The sequence below is a fragment of the Phycicoccus sp. DTK01 genome, assembly GCF_017312765.1.
Lineage (GTDB): Bacteria > Actinomycetota > Actinomycetes > Actinomycetales > Dermatophilaceae > Phycicoccus > Phycicoccus jejuensis.
This window is the reverse complement of sequence record NZ_BOPU01000025.1, coordinates 1-959: the sequence shown is the minus strand read 5'-3', so window position 1 is coordinate 959 and position 959 is coordinate 1. Positions and strand designations below refer to the sequence as shown.

Genomic DNA, 959 nt, shown 5'->3' with positions numbered 1-959 from the left:
CTGGCGTTGTGGCTGGTGGCCGGGATGGTCGTGCTCACCCGCCGCGACGCCGGCCGCACCGTCCACGCCGTCCAGGCCCTGGCCGAGGGCGACCTGCGCGCCAAGGACCTGCCCGACGGCCGTGACGAGTTCGGCGACGTCGGCCGCTCCCTCGAGGCGGCCACCACCCGCCTGCGCACCATGATCACCACCATCAGCGACGACGCCGTCACCCTCGCCGCCGCCAGCGAGGAGGTCTCCGTCGCCTCCGCCTCCATCGCCTCCGCCGCCCAGCACACCAGCGCCCGCGCCCAGCTCGCCTCCGGCGCCGCCCAGGAGGTCTTCTCCCACATCGACTCCCTCTCCGCCGCCTCCACCGAGTTCGGCGCGAGCATCGGCGAGATCTCCCACTCCGCCTCCGAAGCCGCCCGCGTCGCCGTCAAGGCCACCGACCTCGCCCGCCTGACCACCACCACCGTCGAACAGCTCGGCCGCTCCTCCGCCGAGATCACCGACGTCATCGGCCTCATCCGCGCCGTCGCCGAACAGACCAACGTCCTGGCCCTCAACGCCACCATCGAGGCCGCCCGCGCCGGCGAAGCAGGCCGCGGCTTCGCCGTCGTCGCCGGCGAGGTCAAGGACCTCGCCCAGAAGACCGCCGCCGCCACCGCCGACATCACCGACCGCGTCCACCAGATCCAGACCGACGGCGCCGCCGCCGCCACCGCCATCGGCCAGATCGCCACCGTCGTCGAGGAGATCACCGAGCACCAGACCGCCATCGCCGGCGCCGTCGAGCAACAGAGCGTCACCGCCACCGAGATCAGCCAGCGCGCCGTCGCCGCCGCCACCCGCTCCAGCGACATCACCGACTCCGTCGGCATCGTCGCCGACACCGCCCAGGTCACCAGCGGCTCCGCCGCCGACAGCCAGAGCGCCTCCCTCGAGCTCGCCCGCATGAGCACCCAGCTCCAGACCCT

At 73.7% G+C, this 959-nt stretch carries 1 protein-coding gene; it reads left to right on the top strand.

Annotated features, from left to right (window positions below; all coding sequences use genetic code 11):
• Nucleotides 1-959: methyl-accepting chemotaxis protein (locus tag J3473_RS19215; RefSeq protein ID WP_207025405.1), on the top strand; the 959-nt coding region annotated here is incomplete at both ends.